Raw genomic sequence first — 21,138 nt, forward strand, 5'->3', positions numbered from 1 at the left:
GAAGATGAAAAAGGCATTAATTATCTGTGCAGCAGGAATGTCATCATCCATGATGGCAGCAAAAACAACTGAATATTTCACAAGCAAAGGTGAAGATATCATGGTCGATGCAGTCTCGGCGACAGAAGGAGAAAAAATGATTAAAACGAGTGATTTTGATTTATTCTTAATATCTCCACAAACTTCTATGTATTTTGATAAGTTTAAAAAAACAGGAGATGAGGTAGGGAAACCTGTTGTAAGCATCCCGTTTCCAGCCTATGTTCCTATACCAACAGGGATTAAACAACTGAGTGAAGTTATAGAAGAAAACATATAGAAAGTGAGGGGAGATAATGAGATCCAAAGAGAGAGAATTGCTTTTGCACTTGATACATCATCAAGAACAGTTTGTTACTAGCCAAGTCTTAGCCTCTGAGTTGTCATTGTCTGACCGCACTGTCCGCACATATATCAATCATTTAAAAGAATTAGTAAGCGAAAATGGTGGTGAAATATCTTCCAAGAGGGGATACGGATATTGTTTCCATATTGTGAACAAGTTGGATTTTGATCTTTTCTTAAATGAACAAGGACTTAATTTTAATTATGAAGAACATTCACCACATATTTCCGATATTACCGATCGAAAAAATTATATCTTAAATAAGTTACTTTTAGAAGAAGCTACGATTAATTTGGATGATTTAGCAGAAGAGTTATTTATTAGCCGTTCTTCTTTGAGTAAGGACATTCAAGAAATAAAAGAAAAGTTAAAATCATATCGTCTCACATTGTCTTCAAAACATGGCGTAGGGCTGTGGGTGGATGGTGACGAGCGTAGTAAACGTCATTTTATTTTAGATTATTTTTTTGGTAAAAATTATACAAATTCTTTAAAAAAATATCTAGGGAATAGTTCTTTCTTTGAAGATATTAGTTTCGAAGAATTGACGATTATTATTCTGGATGAGATTAGAGAAGAAAAACTAAAAATCTCTGATATTATCATTCAAAATTTGGTTTTACATCTTGCTTTGAGTATTAAACGATTAAAAGAGGGATTTGAGATAAAAGAGTTAGGAATTTCGGCGGATATTTCCGATCGAGTTGAATACCAAGCGGCTAAGAATATTGTCAATCGGATAGAAGATTTTTATCAAATACCCTTTCCGAGTGAGGAAGTCTCTTATCTGGCGTTACATTTGATGGCAAAATCGAATCATTCTGTTGTAGAAGAAAATCAAGAACTGTCTAATGAACTTAGTCAGGCTATGACTGCCTTAAGCAAGAATTTGTGTTATTCCATTAGTGAAGACTATCAGCTGAGAGTAGGTTTGTTAGATCATTTGAAACCGATGTTAGTTAGATTAGAACGAAATATATCATTAGACAATCCTTTAACAGATGAGATAAAAAAGAATTATACATTAGCATTTGAATTAACCAAAAAGTATCTAGGTCAAATGCCTTCGCTATCACATTATCACATTACAGATGACGAATGGGCGTACTTAACACTACATGTCATGGCAGCGATGGAAAAAGCAAAGGATATGGAAAAAATTCATGCACTGATTATTTGTGCCACAGGTTATGGTAGCGCCCAGCTACTAAAAAACCGAGTGATCAATGAATTTGAAAATCACATTACAGTGACAAATGTTCAAGGATATTATGAAATTAACGATGCCAGTTTAAAAGATGCTGACTTAATTATCTCGTCGATTGATCTTTCGACAATGGTGTTTCCAATACCCGTCATTCATGTCAGTGTTTTTTTAAATGATGAGGATGTAGCAAAAATACGGAAAACGATTCAACAAATCAGTACTAAAAATCGTTTGATTAACACGCCACAAATAAATAGTAAACAAAATCCATATAATGAAAAAATTATGATGGAACATATGGATGACAACTATTTTAAAGTGTATCACAATTCGCCGAGTAAATCGCAAGTGTTGAATGATTTAGCAGAGCTTTTAAGTGTCAATGAAGCGGAGAATTATTCGAAAGAGTTACTCGAACAAATTTATCATCGCCAACAAATGGGTCAAATTATTTTTAGTGAGAGTATTGTAGTGCCACATCCTGCGTTACCAGTGGGTATCTCGACGAAAATTGCTGTGGCGTTAATTCCAAAAGGCATGATATGGGATGAAGCTCAACAAATTCATTTTGTCTTTTTAATCTCCCCTTCCTATATTGAAAATCAAGGAATTACAGTCATAACCAAAGCTATTGTAAAACTAGTGGATTGTTTATCGCATCAAGAAGATATGTTAAAAAATCCAAATTTTAATCACTTTAAAAGATTATTTTTAGAACTTATTTAAAAGGAGAGAGGAGGAACGAGGATGACCGAAAAAGAGAATGTTATGAGTAGCGAGGAGATTCAAGTTGCTGCTTTTGAAATAATACTAAATAGCGGAAATGCACGAACAACCATACACAAAGCTTTTGCAGCAATGCGAAAAAAAGAAATCGAAGAAGCAGAAAAGTTTTTAGCAGAAGCTAATGAGCAGATAGTACTCGCACATAAATCTCAGACGACGTTGTTAAAGGATTATGCGGCAGGTAAAAAAATCGAAATGGAAATTATTATGGTCCATGCTCAAGATCATTTGATGAACACGATGACTTTGTTGGAGGTTGCTGAAGAGATGAAATTTTTACATCAACAACCTTTATAAACTAAAAGAAGAAAGGAGGTTTTATCATGAAAGATGCCGAAAAAAAAGCACTCGATACAGATCGTAAAAAACTAAGTCTAAAAACAATGTATTTTAATCGTTTTCTACTCATTCGGTATCTAAGCGCAGGGTTTTTCTTCACTAATTTGTATTGGTTGATTTTGCTTTATTTAAGTCAATCAAGACTACTCTTTCTTCCATTATTTTTGATCATAGTTATTTTAACATCAGTCTTCGAACAAGCAAAATTATATAGTGCACCGACGAATATTGTGCCACGCACTACAAATTATTATCGTTTACAGTTGATTGTTAATATTGGATTATTGTTAGCAACATTCACGCCATTATTTTCTTCACTGTTTCCTTTTATGAATCAAGGAATGTCTGGACGAACTTTTATGACTATCTTTCTTTTGACAGGTTGCCTACTATCTTTGTGGATTCAGAATCGTTTACGCAATATTAGTCATAACAATGACAAGCACTACCAACGAATTAAACAATATGAAAAATCGCTATACCTATGAGAGGAGAGTAAGATATGTTTAACTTTTTACAAAAATATTTGATGGGCCCAATGGGCAAAGTAGCTCAAATGAAAATTGTTCGTGCAGTAATGGCAGCAGGGATGGCTTCAATTCCCTTTACAATTGTAGGTTCGATGTTTTTAGTATTAAATGTTTTACCTGTGGCCTTTACAGGACTAGAAGGATTATTTGAAGCTAGTTTTTTCAAAATCAGCTCGTTGTACATGGTAGCAAATACAATGACTATGGGGATTCTAGCAATATACTTTGCTATTGTTTTTGCTTATGAGTTAACGGCAATTGAACGAGATGAGCAAGATTTGAATGTGAATCCATTGACTGGGGCATTGTTAGCGGTATTTGCTTTCTTTATGTGTGTTCCTGAAATCGTTTGGGAAAGTGGAAAAATGGTTTTAGTCAATTCTATTACTGATTCAGAAACAGTTGTTAATGGTATTCGTATGGCTGGTTTTGCTGAGCGTCTAGGAACATCTGGTATCTTTACTGGCATTATTATGTCAGTGATTGCTGTTGAATTGTATTGTATGTGTGTGAAGCACAATTTTGTTATTAAAATGCCAGACGTTGTTCCACCAGGGGTTTCTCGTTCATTTACAGCGTTAATTCCGACTTTTCTTATTGCTTTTGTTGTGATGATTATTAATGGTGTATTGATTGCGCTTGGAACAGATATTTTTAAAGTTATTTATATTCCATTTAGTTTCGTTACAAATCTCACAAATACGTGGTTAGGAATTATGGTGATTTATTTCTTAATTCATGCCTTATGGATTGTAGGTATTCACGGAGCTAATATTATCACATCATTTTTAACGCCTATCGTTTTAGCTAATATGGCTGCTAATGCTGCTGGTGCAAACTATCCATTAGCGGGTGAGTTTAATAACTCTTACGTGACTGTCGGTGGTTCTGGTGCTACTTTAGGTTTGATTATCTTTATTGCTTTTATGGCGAAATCAGATCAATTAAAAGTATTAGGAAAAGCCTCTCTTGTACCTGGAATATTCAATATTAATGAGCCGATAATCTTTGGTATGCCAATTGTTTATAATCCATATTTAGCCTTACCATTTTTCTTGGCACCGATGGCTTCAGCTTCCTTAGCATACTTCGCGATTAAGCTAGGTCTTGTTAAACCCATGTTAGCTCAAATGCCTTGGCCATCTCCTGTTGGTATCGGAGCATTTATAGGGTCAGGTGGAGACTGGAAAGCTGCTGTTTTAGCTATTCTCTGTGCTGTACTAGCGTTTGTAATCTGGTTCCCATTCATTAAGTTTTATGACAATAAATTATTAAAAGAAGAACAAGAAAAAGCTAAGATTTTAGCTGCTTAAAGTATTTTTCAAATTTTTCATCTCACATATCAAAATCCCCCCTCCGATGGGCATTATGTCCAACGTGGGGGGGATTGTTCGTGAAAAAGATGAGAATAGCTATTTAATTAGTTAATTATTTTCCATACCATTTGTCTGAGAATTTGTTTCCTAATATTGCTCCAATAACAAGAGGAATAAGGAAAATCCAACCAGATAATGAGAAGTTAGCGATAGGTGTATATAAAGCACCTACGTTACAACCATTAGATAGACGTGTTCCGAATCCCATACAAATACCACCTAAAGCATATAATAATGCTTCTTTACCTGTCAGGTTCATTTCAGACATGAATGTGCGTTTGAATTGTCCAGAGGTTAGTAAAAAGATAATTGTACCAAACAAGATACCGAAGTTTTGCACGCTAACTCCATTTTCCAATAGAGGATTAGAGTAAAACTCAGGTGCCATTTTGGTGAATTCTGCTAATGAGTCAGCAGAAACGCCGAATAACATTAAGAATTTACCGAACCACATTCCATAAGGAGTAGAAGCGCCCCAACCAGCTTTTGTCACGCCCATCATGACGGTGAAAATCAAGGTTAGGATGACAGCGCCTTGTTTAAGTGACCAAGGTGCAACGAATAATTGATAGTAAGTGTCTTGATTAGTAACGTTGAAGTTTTTAACATCAAGTTTTGGAGCTTCGTCTTGCATTCTTTCAGATAAGACACCGTAGTAAGTGTTGGCGTTGCGACGTTTCTTTTCATATAGAAATGAAAGGGCAACAACGATTAAGGCAAAAATACCTGTTAGGATAAGTGCGCCGAGATAACCGTTTGTTCCATCATTTTTAAATAAATCCGGTAAGAAGACACCGTTAGTACCGAGTGCTTTTCCAGTTTCAGATGTAAACCATGAGTTAATAATCCAACTCTGTGAATTTTGTACGGGGTATCCTAAAAAGACGCCCATACAAAAGAAAATAAAAGTGACGCCTGCTCGAGGTAGTGCCGTTACTAAGTCTGTTAACACGCCTGATGCACAACAAGAAGAGAAAGCCATCCCAAATCCAAATAAAATACCACCTAAAATAAGACCAGTGTTGATAGGGTTGACCCATAAGTCAAATTGTGAAGCATCGGCTAAGAAAAAGTAACCTGTAGAAGCAAGAGCCGTTAAAAAGAATAATAGCATTAGAGTTCGCATGAGTTTAGTTGATCCTGTGTTATAAGCACGGTTCACACTCCCTGCAAAACCAGTATAGGCACGAGATAACGTATAGCCTAGACCTAAACCGAATAACAAACGAATAAATAATACATTGGATGCCAGCATTGTTTTACCAGCAATTAATAAGGCAATTAATAATATAAAGCCAACAACATTTTCTTTCTTGTTCATCATCATTCTCCTTTTTAAGTTTGTGTTTTCACGAACAACCTAATTATATACCATAAAGTGTTATTTTTTAAGGGGATTTCACAATTTTTATGAAAGTTTACTGATTAACGTGGGTTAAAGAACAGAAAAAGAGATGAAATAATAAGGGAAGGCTATTTCATCTCTTTTTTCTTATTCAATTTTAAATGCAGCTTGTTCTTTTTGACCTGTATACCAATCAAATTCAATTTCAAAAGAATGTTTGTCTCCTTTGATTTCATAGGAGTATTCTACTTTTAAATTGTCTGACGGGGTAATGGGGGTTGTGTGGTTTCCTTCAGTAAAGTGAAATGTCCCTTCTTCTTTAAGTTTCTTGGCAATCGTTTCAAGTGTCGTTGCAAACTCATGTAAACGCTGATGCTCTTCACGATCAATAATGACTTGAGTGACGGGCTTCTTATTATTTTCCATAAAAATCCCTCCTTTATTCTTTATCTTTATTATAAAGGAAGTAAGGAGTGTTTTTAAAGAAATATGATAAAATGAACGATAGCCCACTTCACTTAGAAGCGGGCTATCTCACTAATCAATATTTAAAATAACTGTTACAATATTTTGACTTTTTCTCGTTTAAACAATGTCATCCCTAACCTCTATGACATCCTTGTAGCTCTTTAACTACGCCAGTGCGAATAAATTTCTTCAAAACAAATTAAAATAATGTATTTAAACATTTTTCATATCTTACACAGTATATCATAGTTTTGTTTCGAATCATAATCTAAGCATTTAATTAAGGGTTTCTTCATAAGCTTCGATTTGAGCGAGTGTGCGTTGGAGTTCTATTTCATTGTGAATGAAGTTCATCGAGTTACCTAAATCTTTGTGACGTTGTTCTTCAAGACGGTCAACTTCTTTTTTTGCTTCGACAATCAGCATGTTAATTTCTTTTTCTGTTTTTATTCTGAACACCTCCTGTATGATATGTTTATTATACACTCAATTATTAAATATTGTTATTAAAAAGACTTTATAAAGCATTTTTTATTTTGAATAGTTGACTAAATGTTACTTAAATGATAAGCTTATAAACAATAAAATAAAGATTTGTTAGGTGAGGCTCCTATACAAACACAGGCTGCTGCTCAAAAACGTCCAGAGACGCCAATGAGTAGGACAGGACTAGTCGACTTAAGGCTTTTCCCAAGGTAGCTAAAGAATGGATATTCTTTTACGTTGTATAGTGTCAAAACTCAACGAAGTGATCCGTGTTTTTTAACATGTCTATTTATCTCTTACGTTGGTTTTGACGTAAGAGATTTTTTGTCTTTATTTTAAATAAAGCATACAAGGGGTGATGTTATGGAAAATTCAGATTGTTCGTGTAGGTGTTTAGGAATGGACACTGATGATCCAGCACCCGATAGAAAGTCTTGGACTTTTCGTTAGGTGAGGCTCCTATATAAACACAGGCTACTGCTCAAAAACGTCGAAAGACGCCAATGGGTAGGACAGGAATGGTCGAGTAAGGCTTTTCCCAACGTAGCTAAAGAATAGAAATAGCTATTCTTTTACGTTATATAGTGCTAAAACTCAACGAGTAGATGAGTTAAATGGTAATTAGATGATAATTTCTAGCGCCTTCAAAATGTTCGGCGTCCTTTTGTTCATGAATGGAGAAAAGTGCGACGGTTATATTTATGGAGAGCGAGGGAAAAAAATGAGAACGAAAGAATTAAACAATACGCTGTCAGTTATGGATAAGCGTTATGAGTTTGCAGCAAGAAGTGAAGTAGCACGCCTTACTAGAAAATTAGGAGGCGGTCAAAATGGATTGACACAAGATGAGGTAGAAAACAGTCGTCGTAAATATGGGGCGAACATTTTGTCCGAATACGAAAAAGAATCTTGGGGAACAAAAGTGAGAAAAGCTTTTTTTACCCCGTTTACGATTATATTAATGGTGCTTGCGATTATCTCATTTGTGACTGATTATTGGTTGGCAAGTGGGGCTGAAAAAGATTTAACGGCTGTTATTATTATCAGTACGATGGTAACAATTAGCGGTAGTTTGACATTGTTTCAGTCAGTTAGATCATCAAAAGCAGCGGAGAGTCTTTTATCGTTAGTTAGAGTTACGGCGACGGTCACACGTAAAGGACAAGAGAGAATAGAAGTCCCTACTGAAGAAATCGTTGTAGGTGACCGCGTTCACTTGTCTGCGGGAGATATGATTCCAGCGGATATACGGATTATAGCGGCAAAAGATTTATTTGTTAGTCAGTCGGCTATGACGGGAGAAAGTCATCCGGTAGAAAAGACAGCTCCTGTAGATATTTCAGCGAGAGAGAGTCAAACTGATTATCAAAATATGGTGTATATGGGTAGTAACGTTGTCAGTGGTACGGCGACAGGTATTGTGGTTGCTGTTGGCGATGATACTATCTTTGGTGGAATTGCTCGGGATGTTGCTAAAACAGATGAATTGACAAGTTTTGATGTTGGCATTAGTGAAGTTTCCTGGCTTTTAATTCGTTTTATGTTAATAATGGCACCGACAGTTATTTTAATTAACGGTCTAACAAAAGGTGATTGGGTAGAAGCACTCTTTTTCGGATTGTCTATTGCTGTCGGATTGACACCAGAGATGTTGCCAATGATTGTGACGACAAGTTTAGTCAAAGGTGCTACAAGTATGGCGAAAGAAGGAACAGTTATTAAAGATTTAAATGCCATTCAAAATTTCGGCGCTATGGATGTCCTTTGTACGGACAAAACTGGGACGTTAACACAAGATAAAATTGTATTAGAATATCATTTAGATATTAATGGACAAGAAGACGCCCGTGTTTTGCGACATGCATACCTAAACAGTTATCATCAAACAGGATTAAAGAACTTAATGGATATTGCGATTATCGATGCCGCAGCGAAAGAACTAAACATTTCGTCTTTAAATCATGAAAAGGTAGATGAAATTCCTTTTGACTTTGAGCGTCGACGTATGAGTGTCGTCGTGAAAAATGATCAGAATAAAATTCAAATGATTACTAAAGGCGCGGTAGAGGAGATGTTAGAGGTTTCATCTTTTGTTGAAGTCAATGGTGAAGTTAAACCACTTTCATCAGCGATTAAAGAAGAAGTTTTAAGAACAGTCGATACATTAAACGAAGATGGCTTGCGTGTGGTGGCTGTGGCACAAAAGACTAATCCGCGTCCAATCGGAGAGTTTTCGATAGCAGATGAATCAGAAATGGTGTTAATTGGCTATCTCGCTTTCCTAGATCCACCAAAGGAAACGACGAAACAGGCGTTAATGGCATTAAAAGAGCATCAAGTCGGCGTTAAAGTTTTAACGGGTGATAATGAGCGAGTGACACGAGCAGTCTGTCAACAAGTAGGATTGGAAAATGAAACGATTGTTAGTGGACGTGATTTACAAGAGATGTCTGCTGATAAATTTCTTGAAACGATAGAGAATCATTCGGTTTTTGTGAAACTTTCACCAGCTCAAAAAACGGATATCGTCAAAGGACTAAAAGAGAAAGGACATACGGTAGGATTTTTAGGTGACGGGATAAATGATGCGCCGGCGATGAAAGCATCGGATGTTGGCATTTCAGTAGATACGGCAGTTGATATTGCGAAAGAGTCGGCAGATATTATTTTACTCGAAAAGGATTTAATGATTTTAGAAAAAGGAATTTTATCTGGTCGTGCAGTTTTTGGAAATATTATTAAGTATATTAAAATGACGGTCAGTTCAAATTTTGGGAATGTCTTTTCAGTGTTGGTCGCTAGTATTTTTCTTCCGTTTCTGCCGATGACGGCGTTACAATTGCTCGTTCTTAACTTAATTTATGATATTTCATGTATTTCTATTCCTTGGGATAACATGGATGATGAATATTTAAAATCGCCGCGTCATTGGGATGCTAAATCAATTGGTTCGTTTATGAAATGGCTTGGACCGACTAGCTCGATTTTTGATATTACGACCTATTTCTTATTATTCTATCTAATCGGGCCACAAGTATTCGGGGGAAGTTATCATAGTCTATCACCTGAAAAGCAGGTCTTATTCGTTGCTTTCTTCCATGCAGGCTGGTTCGTTGAATCATTGTGGTCACAAACATTAGTAATTCATGCATTGCGAACACCTAAGATACCATTCTTACAAAGCCGAGCTTCATTTATCGTTATGACGATTACGACGTTAGGTATTTTAATTGGTACGGTACTACCTTTTACCTCTATAGGGCAATCGGTTGGTTTAGTGCCATTAAATGCAAGTTATTTCTTCTGGTTGTTGTTAACAATTGTCGCGTATATCGCACTGGTAACTGTTGTGAAAAATCTTTATATTCGTCGTTATCAAGAATTACTTTAATTTTATTGAAGTTATGCCTTTTGCTAATGTGCTATATTCATTGGCAAAGGCATAACTTTTTTTGTTTTAGGATTGTCTTTTAATCCGTGAACAAGGTAAACTAAATAAAGATGTATGGAAGGAGAGATAGCATGCATGAATTATTGACAGATAAAACAATTCTGCCTTTTTTAAGTAAGACACTTCCTGATTTTGCGAATGATAATTGCACGGTTGAAGAGATTGGTGACGGAAATATCAACTATGTTTTTCGAGTGACTGATAAAAATAATCAACGACGGCTAATTGTCAAACAAGCTGACAAACTACTACGGTCGTCGGGGCGTCCATTAGATATTAAACGATCCGTACGAGAAGGGCGTGCTTTAGAACGGTTAAATGAGGTTGTCCCTAATTATACGCCTAAGATTTATGCTGTGGATGAAGAAATGGCGATTATTATTATGGAAGATATTTCAGAGTATCGTAACTTGCGTCATGTCTTGAGTGAGCGCCACCAACTCCCACAGCTAGCTAATGATTTGAGTGAGTTTTTAGCCGTGTCGTTAGTAAGTTCGACAGATTTAGTGATGGAGGCATCCCAAAAACAGCTAGAACAAGCTTTTTATTCAAATGTGGAGATGCGTGAAATTAGTGAAGATTTAGTGTTTACTGAACCGTATAATAATCAAAAACAACGTAATCAAATTTTTCCTGGAAATGAAGCCTTTGTCCAAAAACATTTGTATGACCATGAGGCATTAATCATGGAAGTTGCCTCACTTCGTTATCATTTTATGAATCACGGACAGGCACTGTTACATGGTGATTTACATTCTGGATCCATTTTTGTATCTCAAAATGGTTTAAAGGTTATTGACCCAGAGTTTGCATTTTATGGACCAGCAGGCTATGACATTGGAAATGTGGTGGCGCATTTACTACTGGCGTTCTATCATCAATTAGCACAAGACTCGGTTTCGTTAACTTATTTATCTTGGTTACGGGAAACAATCATCGGTACTTTGGTTGAAACAGAGAATAAGATGAGTGACTATTACGAAAAAAAAGTGACCTTGTCTCTCTATCGAACCTCTCGTTTTAAGCAAGAGTGGCTTAAAGGGATTATTTGCGACACTTATGGCTACACGGGAACGGAAATGATAAGAAGAGTGGTTGGAGATACTAAAGTAGTTGAAGTCACTACGATTGAAGACAGGGAACGACGTCTAGATTTTGAGCGTGCGGTTATAACGTTATCGGAAAAGCTGATTTTAGACCGTCACACGATGACATCAGATTGGTTAAATCAGCATTTACAAAAGGAGATAGATAAGTATGAAACGAGAAGATTATAACCTACCTTTTATGCTACGTTATGAGAATGTTGCTTGGTATGAAGATGGGAAAGTCCGTATTTTAGATCGTCGTATTTATCCTACAGAAGTTCGCTTTGTCACTTGTACGACTTATCAAGAAGTGGCCCAAGCGATTACAGATATGGTGACACAAAGTGCAGGACCTTATACAGCAGCAGGGATGGGTATGGCTCTAGCTGCGTATCAAGTAAGAGATGAAAGTGTAGTAAAACAACGTATTTTCTTAAAAGAGGCAGCCGCTACGATTGGTCATGCTAGACCGACAACGGCTAATCGCATGTTGCAAATCACTCATCATGCTTTGCAAGCCGCTGAGTTGGCCTTTGAACGTGGCACATCAGCTGAAGAAGCAATTTTTAACGAAACACTTAAATCACTTAATCGTCGCTATGCGACAATGTCACGTGTGGGGGATTATTTGTTAACAAAGATAAATGCAAACGACCATGTATTGACCCAGTGTTTTGGCGAGACAATCGTGGGCATGATGCTTCGCGGAGCGATTGAGCAGCAAAAAGCGTTTAAACTTTATACTGCTGAAACACGACCTTATTTACAGGGAGCTCGTTTAACGGCTAGTTGTGGTGTTGACATGGGGTTTGATACTACGGTGATTACTGATAATATGGTCGGTTATGTAATGGAGTATGAAGGAATTGATTTGTTTACTTCAGCCGCCGATACGATTGCATTGGACGGCTATATAGCGAATAAGATTGGAACAAAACAAATCGCCTTATTAGCGCAACATTATGACGTGCCATATTATGTCACGGGCATACCTGATGAGCATAAAAAAAGCCATCACGACATTGTCATTGAAATGCGTGATCCACAACAGGTTTTAACGTTTCAAGGGATACCGCATACCCTGAAAGGGGCTAAAGCCTTGTATCCATCGTTTGATATAACCTCTCCCGATTTAATTACGGGGATTGTTACGGATAAGGGTATTTATCAATCGACAGAGGTGGATAGATATTTTGATACTGCGGTGCAACAGTTTTATTAGAAAGTGAGAGAGACTATGAAGTACAGAGACGAACGACAAGAAATGGTGACATTTGGGAAGAAAATGATGGAAGAGCGTTTGACAACTGGAACGGGTGGAAATCTAAGTTTATTTATTCCAGAGGATGATTGCTTTTTAATCAGTCCAAGCGGTGTTCCTTATCATGAAACGGAATTAGAGGATATAGTGGTTGTTGATTTAGAAGGAAAAGTCATCGACGGAAAGCGAAAACCGTCAAGTGAGATTGCCATGCATCAAATTTTTTATCAAAATAACCCAGCAATTCGAGCGGTCGTGCATACCCATTCCGAATATGCGACGACTTTTGCTTGTCTGCGAGAATCGATTCAACCACTTCATTACATTATCGCTTCAGTAGGAGAAGAAATTCGTTGTAGTGGCTATGAAACATATGGCACGGAAGCGTTAGCTAAAGAGGCTTATCACACGATGCAAAATGATACGGGGATTTTACTAGCCAATCATGGTGTTTTAACTGTTGGCGAATCACTATCAGAAGCCTTTTCAGTCGCAAAGGACATAGAGTTTGTAGCTAAACTTTACTATCGAGCACGCGCGATTGGAAAGCCAGTCATGCTTTCTACCGCAGAAATCGAAGAAACGATGAAAAAATTCGGCACTTACGGACAAGGATAATCGTATTGCTAGTTATTTTTTGAAAAAAGAGTTACTATAATATAGTAAGCATAAAAGGTCGTCAAAGGAGAGAGTAACCTATGAAAAAAGTAACATCTGTAACAGAGTTAATTGGTCATACACCGATTGTGAAGTTGAATCGTGTGGTTGGTGATGATTCGGCTGATGTTTTTGTTAAATTAGAGTTTTTTAACCCGGGCGGTAGTGTCAAAGATCGAATTGCTTTGGCGATGGTTGAAGAAGCAGAACGTAGAGGTTTATTAAAGCCAGGCTATACGATTGTAGAACCAACAAGTGGAAATACGGGGATTGGTTTATCAATGGTTGCGGCAGCAAAAGGCTATAAAATTGTTATCGTGATGCCTGATACGATGAGTAAAGAACGTCAACAATTAATGAAAGCATACGGTGCAGAGTTAATTTTAACACCGGGAGCTGAAGGGATGAAAGGTTCGATTGCTAAGGCGGAAGAAATTGCCGCTCAAGAAAATCATTTCATGCCATTACAGTTTGATAATTTAGCGAATCCGTCCATTCACGAACGCACGACGGCGCATGAAATTTTAGAAGCGATGCCTGCAAAAGAGATTGATGCCTTTGTTGCCGGTGTTGGAACGGGTGGCACAATAACAGGAGTTAGTCATATTCTAAAACAAGAAAATAGTGAGATGGTAGTGTATGCTGTAGAACCAGCAGAGTCCGAAATTTTAAGGGGTGGGGCTCACCAACCGCATAAGATACAAGGGATTGGAGCTGGCTTTGTACCAAAAGTATTAGATACAGATTCTTATGATAAAGTGTTACCTATTTCAAGTGAACGCGCTATAGAAGTGACAAAACAAGTTGCGAGAAAAGAAGGATTGCTACTTGGAATTTCTTCTGGCGCAGCCATTGCAGCTGCATTAGACGTTGCGAAAGAATTAGGCAAAGGTCATCAAGTAGTTGTTTTAGCACCTGATAATGGGGAACGTTATCTTTCAACGGGTATTTTTGATGCATAAAAGATGATAGCAATCGGCTTCCTTTCTTGAAAAAAGAATGGAGGCCTTTTTCTATGGTCATCTGTGCTAACTTTCGATATACTGATTAAGATGAATTTAAAGGAAGTGTTTAGATGAAAGTAACGCAAGCTATTTTGCATGTGATTGATTTAGAATCACCGCAACTTATCTTATCAGAGAAACCTATGGATCTTAGTGAGTTAACCGTTCGTGATTATTCAGAATCATTATTAAAAAAGTTTTTTGAAAGTGATTATCAAACCGGTAAGCTAGAGGAGACAACGACAGATTTACCGTTTAGCTCGCTATCTGATAACTTTATCGAAGGAAGTCATGCGATTGCTCAAGGCTTTTATGATTGTTTAGTGAAAGGTGAAGATGTGCCTAGTGGTGATTTACTCATATTTGAAGCGATGAATGATGAGGAAGACCATTTAGTAGGCGCTTTTAAATTGAATTTTAAAAAGGTACATACGCATTATATTGATTATGTTGAAAATGAGATGGTAAATAACATCATTCTTAACCGTGCTGTCTTACCAAGTAGTACGAGCAAGGTTGATGAGGGAATCGTGATGAATTTGACCAATCAAACCCTTTCAATGGTTGGTAAGTCTTATAAATTTGACGGTAAAAAAACTGCGTATATGAGTCAGATTCTTTTTCAAATTGAGCCAACGCCGTCGATGGCCGATAATATAAAAATTGTAAAAAAAGCTGTTAAAGATGTTTCTACTCGATACAATGAGGAGTTGCATGAAAGTTTTGCGAATGTTCAGCAAGCTATTTATGAAAGTATCGAAGAAGAAGGGAAAATTGATAACCAACGTATAGCCGAACATGTTTTTAAAGATAACTTTAGTGCCAAAGAAGAGTATCTAGAACAAGTTACACGCACGGCTTTTACAGAGGATATTCCAGTGAATGTACCGAAATATGAGAAAAAATATCGCATGCAAAAGTTCAAGTTAGCGAATGGGATTGAACTGGCTATTCCAATGGATGTTTATCAAAATAAAGAGTTTGTTGAATTTATTAATAATCCAGACGGCACGATTTCTGTTATGATAAAAAATATTGATGAAATAAAAAACAAGTTTTCATAATCGAAAACAGTGTAAAATCGCCTTTTGGTTGAAAAGGAAATGAAAACGTGCTATTATAGTAGAAGAATGATACCGGAAGAAAGAGTGAGCGTGCCGAACGCTCACTCTTTTTAATGGCTAAATTACTGATATGAAGGAGGTTTGACAGTGAGTGCAGTAGTAGATACCGTCACTGGTGTGGTAACACCGATATTAGATCGTGAAGGCTTTGAACTCGTCGATATTGAGTTTGTAAAAGAGGGTAAGAATTGGTTTCTTAGAGTGTTTATTGATAAAGAAAATGGGATTGATATTGAAGAATGTGCCCTTGTCAGTGAGCAATTAAGCGAGGCAATGGATGCGTTAGATCCAGATCCAATCCCGCAAGCATACTTCCTAGAGGTATCATCTCCCGGAGCAGAACGTCCATTGAAAAAAGAAGCAGACTATGAAGCGGCAATGAATCAATATATTCACCTATCATTGTATTCAATGGTTGAGGGCAATAAACAATATGAGGGATATTTAACATCCTTAACAGACGATGAGCTTGTTTTAACAGTCAAGATTAAAACAAGAAGAAAAGAAATGACATTTTTACGAAAAAATATTGCCAAAGCACGATTAGCGATCGAGTTTTAAGACAATGACGGAGGAAAAAGAATCATGAGTAAAGACATGTTAAATGCATTAGAAGCGCTTGAAATGGAAAAAGGCATTTCTAAAGAAATTGTCATTGATGCGTTAGAAGCAGCACTTGTTTCTGCTTATAAGCGTCACTATGGTCAAGCTCAAAATGTGGAAGTAGAATTTGATAACAAAAAAGGGAACATCCATGTTTATTCTGTAAAAGAAGTAACAGAAGAAGTCATGGACTCACAATTGGAAGTTGCTTTGACGGATGCGCTAGCAATTAATCCCGCTTACGAATTAGGAGACACGATACGCTTTGAGGTCACACCAAAAGATTTCGGTCGTATTGCTGCTCAAACAGCTAAACAAGTCATCTTACAGCGTGTAAGAGAAGCGGAAAGAACGATTATTTATGAAGAGTTCAGCGCCTATGAAAATGAGATTATGCAAGGGATTGTCGAGCGACAAGATCATCGTTATATTTATGTAAATCTTGGGAAAATTGAAGCAGTATTATCACGACAAGACCAAATACCAAATGAAGTGTATCAACCGCATGACCGTATTAAAGTGTATGTGTCAAAAGTTGAAAACACATCAAAAGGTCCACAAGTCTTTGTTAGTCGTAGTCATCCAGACTTATTAAAGCGACTATTTGAACAAGAGATACCAGAAGTGTATGATGGAGTAGTAGAGATTGTCAGCATTTCTCGTGAAGCAGGTGACCGTTCGAAAGTTGCCGTACGTTCTCAAGATAGTAACATTGACCCAGTCGGCACGTGTGTAGGACCTAAAGGTCAACGTGTACAAGCGATTGTAAATGAGTTGAAAGGCGAAAATATGGATATTGTGGAGTGGAATGAAGATCCCGCTGTATTCATTGCTAACGCCTTAAATCCTGCTCAAGTTATTGATGTTATTTTCTCAGAAAATGATCGCTCATGTACGGTAGTTGTACCAGATTATCAATTGTCATTAGCGATTGGTAAACGTGGTCAAAATGCACGTCTAGCGGCTAAATTAACGAATTATAAGATTGATATCAAATCAGAAAGCGATATGGCTGAACTTTTAGAACAACAGGCACAAGAAGAGACAGTTGAAGTTCTCGAAGACACAGATGTGCCAGCAGAATTAGAAGTGTCTGAAATCGACCAAACGTCTGATATTTTGACAGTGGATGAAAGTTTAGAAGTTGCTGCAGAAGATGTCGAAGAATAATTAAGGAGGCCAACGTTATGAAAACACGTAAAATACCTCTAAGAAGATGTGTCGTATCAAACGAAATGAAACCGAAAAAAGAGATGATTCGCGTAGTTCGTTCTAAAGAAGGGGAAGTCTCAATTGACCCTTCAGGCAAAAAGCCCGGTCGTGGCGCCTATGTCTCGATTGACCCAGCCGTTGTTGAAAAAGGTTGGGAGCAAGACACGTTGTCTAAAACGTTAAAAGTGAGTTTGACGGATGATTTTTATCAAGAGTTATTAGATTATGTCAAGCATCAAAAAGCAAGACAGGAACTTTTCGGCAAATGATGAACAATGAAAAAGCATTAAATTTATTAGGCTTGGCAACGCGGGCAGGTAAAATGATTTCTGGCGAGGAACTCGTTTTACAAAGTGTGCGTTCAAAAAAAGCCAAACTCGTGATTATCTCAACTGACGCGAGTGACAATACACGCAAAAAACTCCTTGATAAGTGTGCATATTATCAAGTACCTTGTATCACACAATTTACGCACGGTGAACTCAGTCATGCGATTGGAAAGGACCGTAAAAGTTGTGCCATACAAGATACTGGCTTTGCGACAAAATTACAGGAGTTAATACAAAGTTAGGAAGGTGATTGTATGGGTAAAAAGAGAATTTATGAAATAGCCAAAGAAATCGAACAATCAAGTAAGGCGGTTGTAGAAAAAGCTAAATCACTTGGTATCGAGGTTAAAAATCATATGGGCTCTGTCGATCATGATCAAGCGAATAAGATTAAAGCAGCTTTTTCAACTAAGAAAAACGATAAGCAATCAGGATCACCCCAACCCAAAAAACAGGCCCAGCAGAATTCGCGACCAGCATCACAAAAAGGGGATGCTTCGAAAAAAGGAAATCATCCTTCACAAGCAGCACGTCAAAATCAAAGTCAAGGAAAACAAACGACCAATCAAAATAAAGCAAAAAATAAACCAGCACAGGGGAATCATATGACTAAACAAAACGATACGAAGAAAGCAGATAATTCCTCTCAAGGATTTAAAGGCTCAAAAGGACCACAACAAGGAAATCGCCAACGTCAAAACAACTTTGGTGGTAACCAAAACCGCAATAAATTTAACAAGCGTGGGAAAAAAGGCAAACGTCAACAAACATCTAACAAGCCAGCTGTCCCACCACGTAAATTTAGAGAGTTACCTGAAGTGTTAGTTTACACGGAAGGAATGTCGGTTGCCGATATTTCTAAAAAGATTCATCGTGATGCAGCTGAGATTATTAAAAAGCTGTTAATGCTAGGAGTTATGGCAAATCAAAATCAAGCTTTAGATAAAGATACGATTGAGTTACTTGCAGCGGACTATGGTATGGATGCTGAAGAAAAAGTAGAAGTAGACGTAGCTGATATTGATAAATTCTTCGAACCAGAAGCATTGAACGAAGATAAATTAGTTACACGTCCTCCAGTTGTAACGATTATGGGGCACGTTGACCACGGTAAAACAACGTTACTAGATACTTTACGTCATACGAAAGTCTCTTTAGGCGAAGCAGGTGGGATTACGCAGCATATCGGTGCGTATCAAATCGATGTTGACGGCAAGCCTATTACTTTCTTAGATACACCAGGGCATGCGGCGTTTACGTCTATGCGTGCGCGTGGAGCAAGTATTACAGATATTACTATTTTAGTTGTTGCAGCGGATGACGGTGTGATGCCACAAACAATTGAAGCTATTAACCATGCGAAAGCAGCGGATGTGCCGATTATTGTAGCGGTAAACAAGATTGATAAACCGACAGCTAACCCTGACCGTGTCATGCAAGAACTAAGTGAACATGGCTTAATTCCTGAAGACTGGGGCGGCGATACAATCTTTGTACCTATTTCTGCTAAGTTTGGAGAAAACATTGAAGATTTATTAGAAATGGTTCTACTTGTAGCAGAAGTCCAAGAGCTTAAAGCTGACCCAACACAACAAGCTATTGGTAGTGTGATTGAAGCACGTTTAGATAAAGGTAAAGGGGTAGTGGCGACATTACTTGTCCAACAAGGAACACTTCATGTAGGAGACCCAATTGTCGTAGGAAATACTTTTGGTCGTGTTCGTGTTATGACGAATGACATTGGTCGACGTGAGAAGGAAGTTGGACCAGCAACACCGGTTGAGATTACCGGATTAAATGAAGTTCCTCAAGCGGGAGACCGTTTTGTGACATTTGCTGATGAAAAAACAGCACGTCAAGCAGGTGAAGAAAGAGCGAAAAGAGCTCAATTGGAACAACGTGCAGCGACGAGCTTGGTAACATTGGATAACCTTTTTGAAAGCTTAAAAGAAGGTCAATTAAAAGAAGTAAATGTTATTATTAAAGCGGACGTACAAGGTTCAGCAGAAGCTCTAGCAGCAAGTTTAAACAAAATTGATGTAGAAGGCGTACGCGTGAAAATCGTTCACTCAGCAGTTGGTGCGATTAATGAAAGTGATATTACGCTAGCAGCCGCAAGTAATGCGATTATTATCGGCTTTAACGTTCGTGCGACACCTCAAGCTAAAGCACAAGCAGATACAGAAAAAGTTGACATTCGTTTACATCGTGTTATTTATAAAGCATTAGAAGAGATTGAAACAGCGATGAAAGGGATGCTTGACCCTGAATTCGAAGAGAAAATCACAGGTCAAATGGTCGTTCGTGAAACATATAAAGTTTCAAAAGTGGGAACGATTGCAGGTTGTTACGTAACAGAAGGCTCTATCAAACGTGATAGTGGCGTACGTGTGATTCGTGATAACATCGTTATATTTGAAGGAAATCTAGCTAGCTTGAAACGTTTTAAAGATGATGTAAAAGAAGTCAAACTAGGTTATGAATGTGGTGCCATGATTGAAAACTACAATGACTTGCGTGTGGACGATGTCATTGAAGGATTTGTTATGGAAGAAATCAAAGTAAAATAAAGTTAAACTAAGGAGCGTGACAGAGTTATGGTAAAATATCGAGACCGTCGAGTCGCTCAAGAAATATTAAAAGAAGTGAATGATATCTTGCACAAAAAAGTGCGAGATCCCCGTGTTGAAGGGGCGACTATTACTGAAGTCGACGTTACGGGTGATTTACAACAAGCTACGATTTATTACAGTACATTAGATGACAATCCTGAAACATTTGATGAAGTCCAAAAAGGATTTGAAAAAGCTAGTGGCTTAATTAGAAAAGAATTAGGTCATCGTTTAAGTATTTATAAAACACCAGAACTATTCTTTCAACGTGACGAATCAGTAGCGTATGGTAATCGTATTGACGAATTATTACGTGATTTAAAAAAACGTGAGTCTTAAGAAATAAAGTAATTCAAACTTTTTCCCTGACATTGGATGCACATATCCCGGCTCTATAATTTAAAGGACTGATGAATCATTTATTTGATTCATCAGCCCTTTTTTAATTTTCTTAATTTTAGGTATTAAAAAGCATACCGTTCTCCTATATGATTAATTTACCACAAAAAAACAAACGGGAGGCGATATGCTCATGTCTAATGATATCAAAAAATTACTACGAATCATAGAGCCAAATTTAATCACATCTGACATTTCTTACGAAATGGTAAAAGGACAACAAACATGTGTGGTGAACGCTACTTTTTCACCCCCTCTAACACCTTGTCATCATTGTGGTTCAACGGTGTATAACGAAAGTGGGAAGCAAGTAGTCGTAAGAAATGGTAAGAAAAAAGCGGTCGTGCGCTTTGATCAATTTAATCATTTGCCTTTAATTATGAACGTCGCAAAACAACGCTATACCTGTAAAAATTGTGCTCATCATTGGACCGCTACCCCTTATTTTGTCGAGAAAGGACACTCTATTTCAAGAC

Annotated in this window: 19 protein-coding genes, 3 pseudogenes and 2 riboswitches; of the genes and pseudogenes, 19 read left to right on the forward strand and 3 right to left on the reverse strand. The window is 37.3% G+C overall.

Annotated elements, in window-relative coordinates; translation table 11 throughout:
* Positions 1–4 precede the first annotated feature (4 nt).
* The 5 genes from CBF33_RS03600 to celB are packed head-to-tail and all read left to right on the forward strand — an operon-like array spanning position 5 to position 4,560.
* Positions 5–319: a PTS cellobiose transporter subunit IIB gene (locus CBF33_RS03600; RefSeq protein WP_126761670.1), complete on the forward strand. Its 315-nt coding sequence runs from the start codon at positions 5–7 to the stop codon at positions 317–319.
* Positions 320–335: 16 nt separating this feature from the next.
* Positions 336–2,318 carry a BglG family transcription antiterminator gene (locus CBF33_RS03605; RefSeq protein ID WP_126761672.1) on the forward strand — a complete coding sequence of 661 codons (1,983 nt, stop codon included), beginning with the start codon at positions 336–338 and terminating at the stop codon, positions 2,316–2,318.
* Between the two features lie 21 nt (positions 2,319–2,339).
* A complete protein-coding gene (locus tag CBF33_RS03610) occupies positions 2,340–2,675 on the forward strand; it encodes a PTS cellobiose transporter subunit IIA (RefSeq protein WP_126761674.1) in 336 nt (111 codons plus the stop codon).
* Between the two features lie 26 nt (positions 2,676–2,701).
* Positions 2,702–3,205, forward strand: coding sequence for a hypothetical protein (locus CBF33_RS03615; RefSeq protein ID WP_126761676.1), 504 nt, complete (start codon positions 2,702–2,704; stop codon positions 3,203–3,205).
* Positions 3,206–3,219: 14 nt separating this feature from the next.
* Positions 3,220–4,560: a PTS cellobiose transporter subunit IIC gene (gene celB, locus CBF33_RS03620; protein ID WP_126761678.1), complete on the forward strand. Its 1,341-nt coding sequence runs from the start codon at positions 3,220–3,222 to the stop codon at positions 4,558–4,560.
* Positions 4,561–4,675: 115 nt separating this feature from the next.
* On the opposite strand, the gene CBF33_RS03625 is transcribed toward celB, so the two are convergent.
* The 3 genes from CBF33_RS03625 to CBF33_RS09550 form a co-directional block, all read right to left on the reverse strand.
* Positions 4,676–5,944, reverse strand: a complete 1,269-nt coding sequence (locus tag CBF33_RS03625; protein WP_126761680.1) for a YeeE/YedE family protein — start codon at positions 5,942–5,944, stop codon at positions 4,676–4,678.
* A 171-nt stretch (positions 5,945–6,115) separates the two neighbouring features.
* Positions 6,116–6,394, reverse strand: coding sequence for an amphi-Trp domain-containing protein (locus CBF33_RS03630; protein WP_126761682.1), 279 nt, complete (start codon positions 6,392–6,394; stop codon positions 6,116–6,118).
* A gap of 318 nt (positions 6,395–6,712) precedes the next feature.
* On the reverse strand, positions 6,713–6,862 hold the full coding sequence (locus CBF33_RS09550) for a hypothetical protein (RefSeq protein WP_170167741.1): 150 nt from the start codon (positions 6,860–6,862) through the stop codon (positions 6,713–6,715).
* Between the two features lie 160 nt (positions 6,863–7,022).
* A riboswitch (M-box (ykoK) riboswitch) is annotated at positions 7,023–7,195 on the forward strand.
* Between the two features lie 162 nt (positions 7,196–7,357).
* Positions 7,358–7,536: riboswitch (M-box (ykoK) riboswitch) on the forward strand.
* Positions 7,537–7,643: 107 nt separating this feature from the next.
* On the opposite strand from CBF33_RS09550, the gene mgtA reads away from it, so the two are divergent.
* The 14 genes and pseudogenes from mgtA to CBF33_RS03695 form a co-directional block, all read left to right on the forward strand.
* Positions 7,644–10,313 (forward strand): magnesium-translocating P-type ATPase, encoded by a 2,670-nt coding sequence (mgtA, locus tag CBF33_RS03635; protein WP_126761685.1) that lies wholly within the window; start codon positions 7,644–7,646, stop codon positions 10,311–10,313.
* Positions 10,314–10,444: 131 nt separating this feature from the next.
* Positions 10,445–11,650 carry an S-methyl-5-thioribose kinase gene (mtnK, locus tag CBF33_RS03640; protein WP_170167742.1) on the forward strand — a complete coding sequence of 402 codons (1,206 nt, stop codon included), beginning with the start codon at positions 10,445–10,447 and terminating at the stop codon, positions 11,648–11,650.
* On the forward strand, positions 11,631–12,683 hold the full coding sequence (locus tag CBF33_RS03645; protein ID WP_126761689.1) for a s-methyl-5-thioribose-1-phosphate isomerase: 1,053 nt from the start codon (positions 11,631–11,633) through the stop codon (positions 12,681–12,683). The genes mtnK and CBF33_RS03645 overlap by 20 nt, the downstream gene beginning before the upstream one ends.
* 15 nt (positions 12,684–12,698) lie before the next feature.
* On the forward strand, positions 12,699–13,340 hold the full coding sequence (locus CBF33_RS03650; RefSeq protein WP_126761691.1) for an L-fuculose-phosphate aldolase: 642 nt from the start codon (positions 12,699–12,701) through the stop codon (positions 13,338–13,340).
* Between the two features lie 80 nt (positions 13,341–13,420).
* On the forward strand, positions 13,421–14,341 hold the full coding sequence (gene cysK / locus CBF33_RS03655) for a cysteine synthase A (RefSeq protein ID WP_126761693.1): 921 nt from the start codon (positions 13,421–13,423) through the stop codon (positions 14,339–14,341).
* A 113-nt stretch (positions 14,342–14,454) separates the two neighbouring features.
* A complete protein-coding gene (locus tag CBF33_RS03660) occupies positions 14,455–15,447 on the forward strand; it encodes a nucleoid-associated protein (protein ID WP_126761695.1) in 993 nt (330 codons plus the stop codon).
* A gap of 147 nt (positions 15,448–15,594) precedes the next feature.
* Positions 15,595–16,068 (forward strand): ribosome maturation factor RimP, encoded by a 474-nt coding sequence (rimP, locus tag CBF33_RS03665; protein WP_126761697.1) that lies wholly within the window; start codon positions 15,595–15,597, stop codon positions 16,066–16,068.
* A gap of 24 nt (positions 16,069–16,092) precedes the next feature.
* Positions 16,093–17,280 carry a transcription termination factor NusA gene (gene nusA, locus CBF33_RS03670; RefSeq protein ID WP_126761699.1) on the forward strand — a complete coding sequence of 396 codons (1,188 nt, stop codon included), beginning with the start codon at positions 16,093–16,095 and terminating at the stop codon, positions 17,278–17,280.
* Between the two features lie 17 nt (positions 17,281–17,297).
* Positions 17,298–17,591: an RNase P modulator RnpM gene (gene rnpM / locus CBF33_RS03675; RefSeq protein ID WP_023606161.1), complete on the forward strand. Its 294-nt coding sequence runs from the start codon at positions 17,298–17,300 to the stop codon at positions 17,589–17,591.
* Positions 17,591–17,893: a YlxQ-related RNA-binding protein gene (locus CBF33_RS03680; RefSeq protein ID WP_126761728.1), complete on the forward strand. Its 303-nt coding sequence runs from the start codon at positions 17,591–17,593 to the stop codon at positions 17,891–17,893. The genes rnpM and CBF33_RS03680 overlap by 1 nt, the downstream gene beginning before the upstream one ends.
* A 12-nt stretch (positions 17,894–17,905) precedes the next feature.
* Positions 17,906–18,017, forward strand: a pseudogene (locus CBF33_RS09690) (translation initiation factor IF-2 N-terminal domain-containing protein); the annotation flags it as partial.
* A gap of 347 nt (positions 18,018–18,364) precedes the next feature.
* Positions 18,365–20,221, forward strand: a pseudogene (infB, locus tag CBF33_RS03685) (translation initiation factor IF-2); the annotation flags it as partial.
* A 27-nt stretch (positions 20,222–20,248) separates the two neighbouring features.
* Positions 20,249–20,602, forward strand: coding sequence for a 30S ribosome-binding factor RbfA (gene rbfA / locus CBF33_RS03690; RefSeq protein ID WP_126761703.1), 354 nt, complete (start codon positions 20,249–20,251; stop codon positions 20,600–20,602).
* A 193-nt stretch (positions 20,603–20,795) separates the two neighbouring features.
* Positions 20,796–21,138, forward strand: a pseudogene (locus tag CBF33_RS03695) (transposase family protein); the annotation flags it as partial.

This window comes from Vagococcus lutrae (genome assembly GCF_003987555.1).
GTDB lineage: Bacteria > Bacillota > Bacilli > Lactobacillales > Vagococcaceae > Vagococcus_A > Vagococcus_A lutrae.

Bases quoted from the DNA above. Each gene is read 5' to 3' on its own strand.
- CBF33_RS03600 (WP_126761670.1), top strand. From the start codon at position 5: ATGAAAAAGGCATTAATTATCTGTGCAGCAGGAATGTCATCATCCATG.
- CBF33_RS03605 (WP_126761672.1), top strand. From the start codon at position 336: ATGAGATCCAAAGAGAGAGAATTGCTTTTGCACTTGATACATCATCAA.
- CBF33_RS03610 (WP_126761674.1), top strand. From the start codon at position 2,340: ATGACCGAAAAAGAGAATGTTATGAGTAGCGAGGAGATTCAAGTTGCT.
- CBF33_RS03615 (WP_126761676.1), top strand. From the start codon at position 2,702: ATGAAAGATGCCGAAAAAAAAGCACTCGATACAGATCGTAAAAAACTA.
- celB (WP_126761678.1), top strand. From the start codon at position 3,220: ATGTTTAACTTTTTACAAAAATATTTGATGGGCCCAATGGGCAAAGTA.
- CBF33_RS03625 (WP_126761680.1), bottom strand. From the start codon at position 5,944: ATGAACAAGAAAGAAAATGTTGTTGGCTTTATATTATTAATTGCCTTA.
- CBF33_RS03630 (WP_126761682.1), bottom strand. From the start codon at position 6,394: ATGGAAAATAATAAGAAGCCCGTCACTCAAGTCATTATTGATCGTGAA.
- CBF33_RS09550 (WP_170167741.1), bottom strand. From the start codon at position 6,862: ATGCTGATTGTCGAAGCAAAAAAAGAAGTTGACCGTCTTGAAGAACAA.
- mgtA (WP_126761685.1), top strand. From the start codon at position 7,644: ATGAGAACGAAAGAATTAAACAATACGCTGTCAGTTATGGATAAGCGT.
- mtnK (WP_170167742.1), top strand. From the start codon at position 10,445: ATGCATGAATTATTGACAGATAAAACAATTCTGCCTTTTTTAAGTAAG.
- CBF33_RS03645 (WP_126761689.1), top strand. From the start codon at position 11,631: ATGAAACGAGAAGATTATAACCTACCTTTTATGCTACGTTATGAGAAT.
- CBF33_RS03650 (WP_126761691.1), top strand. From the start codon at position 12,699: ATGAAGTACAGAGACGAACGACAAGAAATGGTGACATTTGGGAAGAAA.
- cysK (WP_126761693.1), top strand. From the start codon at position 13,421: ATGAAAAAAGTAACATCTGTAACAGAGTTAATTGGTCATACACCGATT.
- CBF33_RS03660 (WP_126761695.1), top strand. From the start codon at position 14,455: ATGAAAGTAACGCAAGCTATTTTGCATGTGATTGATTTAGAATCACCG.
- nusA (WP_126761699.1), top strand. From the start codon at position 16,093: ATGAGTAAAGACATGTTAAATGCATTAGAAGCGCTTGAAATGGAAAAA.
- rnpM (WP_023606161.1), top strand. From the start codon at position 17,298: ATGAAAACACGTAAAATACCTCTAAGAAGATGTGTCGTATCAAACGAA.
- CBF33_RS03680 (WP_126761728.1), top strand. From the start codon at position 17,591: ATGAACAATGAAAAAGCATTAAATTTATTAGGCTTGGCAACGCGGGCA.
- rbfA (WP_126761703.1), top strand. From the start codon at position 20,249: ATGGTAAAATATCGAGACCGTCGAGTCGCTCAAGAAATATTAAAAGAA.